Source organism: Gaoshiqia sediminis (genome assembly GCF_025907915.1).
Taxonomy (GTDB): Bacteria; Bacteroidota; Bacteroidia; order Bacteroidales; family Prolixibacteraceae; genus Gaoshiqia; species Gaoshiqia sediminis.
In genome coordinates, this window is record NZ_JAPAAF010000138.1 from 1 (window position 1) to 378 (window position 378).

Genomic DNA, 378 nt, shown 5'->3' on the forward strand with positions numbered 1-378 from the left:
AGGATTAACAAGTCAGGCCGAACCCGGCTGATTGTTAACTATGCCGCAAATCGGGCAGTGAAAGACGAACATAACCGCATTCGCGGGTTGCAGCGGCTGGAAAAACGGGTTAAAACAGGAAAACTCACCAAATCAAATATTAACAATAAGGGTTACAATAAATACCTTCGGATGCAAGGAGATGTGACGATCGAGATTGATTACGAAAAATTTAATCAGGATAAAGTTTGGGATGGACTCAAGGGATATGCAACCAACACCAAACTCAGGGATAAGCAAGTAATCGAGAATTACAAAAATTTATGGCACATTGAGAAGGCATTCCGGATGTCAAAAACAGATTTGCGCATACGTCCAATCTATCATCGACTCAGGCAC

1 protein-coding gene is annotated in these 378 nt (G+C 42.1%); it reads left to right on the forward strand.

Annotation, left to right across the window (positions count from 1 at the left end; translation table 11 throughout):
• A partial coding sequence (locus N2K84_RS20305; RefSeq protein WP_428222007.1) for an IS1634 family transposase occupies positions 1-378 on the forward strand: 378 nt, incomplete at both ends.